This is a genomic window from Rothia sp. HMSC076D04 (assembly GCF_001814645.1).
In the GTDB taxonomy this organism is placed as follows: Bacteria; Actinomycetota; Actinomycetes; order Actinomycetales; family Micrococcaceae; genus Rothia; species Rothia mucilaginosa.
The window spans coordinates 149180-155179 of sequence record NZ_KV817365.1 but is presented as its reverse complement, the minus strand read 5'-3'; the positions used below and the strand labels follow the sequence as shown (position 1 = coordinate 155179).

At 60.1% G+C, this 6000-nt stretch carries 4 protein-coding genes; all 4 read right to left on the bottom strand.

What is annotated here, in order from left to right; all coding sequences use genetic code 11:
- Positions 1-370 precede the first annotated feature (370 nt).
- Positions 371-2158 carry a DEAD/DEAH box helicase gene (locus tag HMPREF2980_RS03060; RefSeq protein ID WP_070690103.1) on the bottom strand — a complete coding sequence of 596 codons (1788 nt, stop codon included), beginning with the start codon at positions 2156-2158 and terminating at the stop codon, positions 371-373.
- A 329-nt stretch (positions 2159-2487) separates the two neighbouring features.
- Entirely contained in the window at positions 2488-2787 is a 300-nt protein-coding gene (locus HMPREF2980_RS03055; protein WP_005506434.1) for a DUF3039 domain-containing protein, read from the bottom strand.
- Between the two features lie 303 nt (positions 2788-3090).
- On the bottom strand, positions 3091-4767 hold the full coding sequence (locus HMPREF2980_RS03050; protein ID WP_070600362.1) for a transporter: 1677 nt from the start codon (positions 4765-4767) through the stop codon (positions 3091-3093).
- Complete coding sequence (locus HMPREF2980_RS03045) at positions 4743-5738, bottom strand: ABC transporter ATP-binding protein (protein ID WP_070690101.1); 996 nt, start codon at positions 5736-5738, stop codon at positions 4743-4745. The genes HMPREF2980_RS03050 and HMPREF2980_RS03045 overlap by 25 nt, the downstream gene beginning before the upstream one ends.
- Positions 5739-6000 lie beyond the last annotated feature (262 nt).

Here is a 6000-nt window from a genome sequence, read left to right as displayed (position 1 = left end):
CCCCCCCCGTATGAGTTTTTCAAGCGAAAAACGCACATATTCTTCCATAAACCCACTTTGACATGGCTTGTTCAACTATTACTTGAACTTTTATTCACACACATTTCTCCCCTAAATCCCTCTGACACATCTCCTTTAAACAACCTTCAGACGATGTTTTTCTCAAATTAGGGGGCAAAAACCAACATTAAGTTTTTCAAGAACCACCTATTCCCACTATCTAACCAACTTATTTCTCCGCGTATGTGCTTTTAAGCACCTGAGAAAACCTTCAGGTAAAAATCACTAAAAGAACTACAGGTACCCTACATACACAAGAAGCCCCGCGAGCGCACACCCGCGGGGCTTTCCCCTATGTTCTATCCACGTTCTAGCGTCGGCCCACGAACCAGTCCGATAGCTTATCGATACGCGCCTGAATCTGCTCCGCAGAAGCCTGCGCGACCGCCGGGCCGCCGCAAATCTTACGCAGCTCGTTGTGAATCACGCCGTGCGGCTGACCCGAACGAATCGACCACGCCGCCACGTTCTTCGCTAGCTTATTGCGCAGCGCCTTCAGCTGGCGGTGATCCACCACCGAAGGTGCCGCAGTCGCCGGGCGGCGTGCCGCGTGTTCACGCTGATGCGCACGCAGCAGCGTACCCACCTGCTCGGCGTCCAGCAGACCCGGAATACCCAGGAAGTCCTGTTCCTCCTCACTACCCACGGCAAGGTTGCCGGAGGCGAACTCGGCACCGTCGAACAGCACACCGTGGAAGGACGCCTCGGAGCCGAGCGCCTCAAACTTACCGCGTGCCAGCTGCTCGGAGGCGCGCTCCTCGCGGTTTGCTTCTTCGAGCAGGTGGTCGTCCAGGCCCTCAACCATGGGGTCAATTTCCTGGGGTGCGCCGCGGTCGAGGGCGTGGTCGCGTTCTACTTCCATGTCGTTGGCGAGCATCATCAGCTGCGGCACCGACGGCAGGAACACGGAGGCGGTTTCGCCGCGCTTGCGGGCACGCACGAAACGGCCGATCGCCTGCGCGAAGAATAGCGGGGTGCTGGTGCTGGTGGCGTACACGCCCACGGCGAGGCGGGGCACGTCCACACCTTCGGACACCATGCGCACGGCGACCATCCAGCGCTGCATGCCTTCACGGAATTCGTCGATTTTCGCGGAGGCTTCACGGTCGTCAGAGAGGATCACGACGGGGTATTCGCCGGTGATTTTCTGAAGCTGCTCTGCGTAGGCTTTGGCGTCCGCATGGTCGGTAGCGATGACGAGCGCACCGGCGTCGGGCACGGTGCGGCGCACCTCGGTCAGGCGCTTATCGGCTGCCGCGAGCACGGTCGGGATCCATTCGCCGTTGGGGTCGAGGGCGGTTCGCCACGCCTGGGAGGTGATGTCCTTGGTGAAGCCTTCGCCGAGGTTTGCCGCCATTTCCTCACCTGCGGAAGTGCGCCAACGCATCTGGCCCGAGTACGCCATGAAGATGACCGGGCGCACCACGTGGTCCTTCAGCGCGGGGCCGTAACCGTAGGAGTAGTCTGCCTTGGAGCGGCGGATACCGTCATTGTCGACCTCGTAGGTGACGAATGGAATCGGGGAGGTGTCCGAACGGAACGGGGTACCGGTCAGCGCCACGCGGCGAGTCGCGTCGTCGAACGCTTCACGCAGGCCGTCACCCCAGGAAAGGGAATCACCGGCGTGGTGAATCTCGTCAAAAATCACGAGGGTTTTCGTTTCCTCGGTGTTGCGGGCGTGCAGCTGCGGCTTATTCGCCACCTGCGCGTAGGTCAGCGCCACGCCCTTGTAGTGGCGGCTGATGGTCACATCCGCGTTCTTGAAGTTCGGGTCAATGGGAATACCGACCTTCGCGGCGGCGTCTGCCCACTGCTTTTTCAGGTGGTCAGTCGGCGCCACAACGATGAGCTGGCGGACCGTGCCGCGGTTGAACAGTTCCTTGGCGAGGGTGAGCGCGAAGGTAGTTTTACCCGCGCCGGGGGTTGCCACAGCCATGAAGTCGCGGGGGTTGGTTTCGAAGTACTTCTGCATGGCTTCTGCCTGCCAGGCGCGCAGGTGCACCGAGGTGCCCCAGGGGGCGCGGTCGGGGTATGCCGGGGAGAGCTTCGGCTTCACCATACTGTCGAATAGGGTGGGTTCCTCTGCGGGTGCGCTCATTCTCTCCTTCTTCCTCTTCTGCCTCTGCTGATTCCTCCCGCCAACTCAGCGCAGGGTGTTCCTCCCCCGTGTGGAGGTGGTGGGCACTCTGGCGTTCCCATTGCTCTGGTGTTCTTAGCGCTCTGGCGGTCCGGGCACAGCGAGGTTAAATTCTAGCACCACATCCGCGGGTTGGGCCGGGCTGTGGTGCAAGAATTTGGTGCTCGTCAGCTAAGTCTCATGAGCGGTGTTGGGCCGTTGAGTCTTGTTGCTGCGGCGTGTTATTTATTCGTATTTATTCAGGCGTATCGCCCAGGTTGTGTTGTCTGAGGCGTGTCGCCTGGCGCGTATTATTCGCCGGAGCCGTTGTCGCCGTCGTTGCCGGGTGCGAGGCCTTCGTAGATTTCCTTGCACTGGGGGCAGACGGGGAACTTCTGCGGGTCGCGGCCGGGTACCCACATTTTGCCGCAGAGGGCGCGCACGGGTTCACCGGTCAGCGCCGATTCGAGGATCTTTTCCTTGCGTACGTAGTGGGAGAAGCGCTCGTGGTCGCCGGGCTCAGAAAGCTGGGTTTCTTCGCGTTCGAGCAGGGCGGTGCCGCCTGCGGTTCCGGGGCCAAAGGGGTCTTCGATGCCTTCGATCGAGCTCATGTTTCTCCTTGATGATGAGGTGGGATACATAGGGTGAGGGGCGCCGCTGCACGGTTGGGTGATCGGCGCCTTCTCTATTTTAGTAGCAGTTGGGAGGTACTGAGCCCACGGGCGGTCAACATGGAGGCAGACCACAGCTTGGCCATAGGCTCTTAGGTATTGCGGTGAGCTTCTTTCCGTCAGAAGTTCGGGGCTAGAATTTCGGGCGGCATAGAAGCATAGAAAAGGGGTTCCGTGCCAGGCTTAGTACCTAACACGGAACCCCTCTCGTTTATTCCTGATGTGCTGGAGCTTCGACTCTTGTTAGTTCGCCTGGAAGCGTGCCACACGCTCCAGCATCTTGGAGCTGACCTTGTCGTAGCGGTGACCGCCCCATGCCACGCCGCCCACGAGCAGTGCGGCACCAATCAGCAGCTGAATCAAGCCACCGTAGACGAGGGTTAGTAGATCTTGGGTCACGAAAATGTACACAACAACCGAGATACCGCCGGGTAGCGCGCTGAGCATCACCAGAATTACGGTGAGCATGAGCAGCAACTGATTAGCGAAGCCCTCATTGTTCTTCGGGTTCTTGAACGGGTTAGCACCCGGAGGCGCCACGGGCGGGCTAATGAAGGTGTCCATCACGCTGCCCATACCAGCCGCTGCGGCGAGCACGCCCAGCTGGTGCATCAGCACGATGGGGAAAAGCTCCAGGTGTCCATTTGCCGCTGAGGCGACGAACACCATCACCACCACGATCGGAACCATCAGGATGCTGTAACCCCAGAGACGGCCGAGACGATCGTCAATACCGCGTAGCGGGGAGAGCACGTGCAGGCTGAATGCGGTGTTGTCGTAGGAGACGAGGTAGCACATGTAGTAGCCGGTGAAGACGGTGCAGAAGTACATCCAGAATCCGAAGAGCTGCATCACGCCGCTATTGATGATCTGGTTAGCTTCAGCCGCGTTGACGCCGTTAAAACTGGCCCGACTTTCGAAGGAGCCTACAGAGCTCAGGAACAGGGGCATAGCCACCGTCAGTATCAGGTAAAGCATGGCGGTGCTTGCGGTCAGCAGCTGCAGACGGTTGTCTTTCAGAAATGAGTGCAGGGTTCGTGCCGCCACGGCACCACGCGGGGTTGCGGGGAACCGTGCCAACAGACCCAAATCACCCGCGGCGACTTCAGCTGCGCTCGCGTGGTGCGCGCTACCGCCCACATTCGCCATGGAGCGTGCCAGGTTCTTACCCCACAGCCACCATCCGCCAGCCAGGTAGACGAGGGTCAGAGCCAGGCAACCAAGGGCGGTGCCCATATTGCCGGTCGCCATAAAGTAGGGCACCGCAAATGCCGACCCGAAGGGCGTCACGCTGAGCCACGGCAGGTAGGGCAGCACCTCTTCCCAGTGCTTGGTCAGGTAGGTTATCGTTCCACCGAAGATAAAGCCGGCGCTCATCATCAGTAGCATGGCAACGATCATCAGGGTGTTGGCGATGCGCGGGTTATCATTCAGCGCCATGCCCAGGCGGTTGGCGAGACGAGCCCACACCATGAGGTTCGCAAGGCCGAGCACGCAGCAGATGAGGTACACGACCAGCGCGAGCGGTTGCGATATAAACGCGATCGCACCCAGCAGCACGGCAATGATGCTGGCAATGCCGGGGATACCCACGAACCCGCCGAGGAACTGGCCCTTCTGCAGGGTGGAGGGCTTGATGGGGAAGAGCACGAATCGGCTCTCGTCCAGGGTGCCGTCCAGTCCGCTAAAGAAAATGGGGACAATAGCCCAGGCGAGCGCAATAACCGCGCCTACCAGGAGGGTTCCGAGCTGACCGTATTCGGGTACCTCCGAGTTAGCGATAAAGTATGCGGAGCCGAGGCCGAAGAGCATACCGCCCGCGTAGAGCGCCGCAAAAATCAGGCCGATGAGCGCCCAGATGCTACGGCGGAAGGCGGCGAGCACATACTGCCACTTTAGTGAGACGAGGTGCCCAACCATGACAATCCTTCCGAGGAGGTGCGGCCGCCGACCAGCTGCACGAATCGTTCTTCAAGGCTCATGCCGGCGCGTACTTCGTCGACGGTTCCGGCGGCGAGAATACGGCCGGAGTCCATGACGGCTACGTGGTCGCACAGGCGCTGGACAAGGTCCATCACGTGCGAGGAGATGACGACGGTACCGCCGGAAGCAACGAAGCCACGCAGAATGTCCTGAATATTAGCGGCAGAAACCGGGTCGACCGCCTCGAAGGGCTCATCCAGAATCAGCACGGAGGGCGCGTGGACAAGGGCGGCGGCGAGCGCAATCTTCTTGGTCATACCGGCGGAGTAATCGGCAACGGCACGACCCGCAGCGTCGGTCAGGTCCATTGCGGCGAGCAGGTCCTTGACGCGGGAGGCGACGGTTTCCTTATCGATGCCGTGTAGGTAGCCGGAGTAGGTGATGAGCTGCTCGCCGGTGAGCTTGTCGAAGAGATGCACGCCGTCGGGCAGCACACCCAGGTGCGCTTTGGCCTTGAGCGGGTCGGCCCACATGTCGATGCCGCGCACGTAGGCGGTGCCTTCATTGGGCATGAGCATGCCGGTGACCATGGAGATGGTGGTGGTTTTACCGGCGCCGTTGCGGCCGACCAGTCCGTAGAAGGATCCGGAGGGGATGTCGAGGTTGATGCGGTCGACGGCGACCTTCTGACCGAATGCCTTGGTGAGGCCGCGGATTTCGATGGCGGGGCGAGCGCCAGCTACAGGTATAGTCTGCGGGGTGACGGGTAGCTGCGGTGCTACCGATGCGGGAACTACAGCTTCAGGAGCTTCTGGGGCTACAGATTCGGAGGCTACAGCCTGGGGTGCTGCCGCGGCGGGGGTTGCCTCTACTGTGGTCTCTAGTACCGGGTTGGTCTCTTGTACCGGGTTCTGCGGTGAACCTGGTTCTTGCGGGTTCGGGTCCTGGGGAAAGTGACTAGTGTTCATATTTTCACCCTACCACCCCCCCATGAGGTCTAGCAGGTTTGGTGATGAAACCTGCATTATTAAGTACTCACAACGCATATTATGGACATTCCGGAGTGCTATAGATACCATCCAGCCGCACTATCAGACAGGTTGAGTCGATAAACTCTCCCCACCCTCAAAACCGCCAAAAAACGCAAAACAGAACGGGCTACCGTCTACCCCCGCAACCCGAGTGCGGGGGTAGACGATAGCCCGTCCGTATTCAACGTTTCAGCCGCCT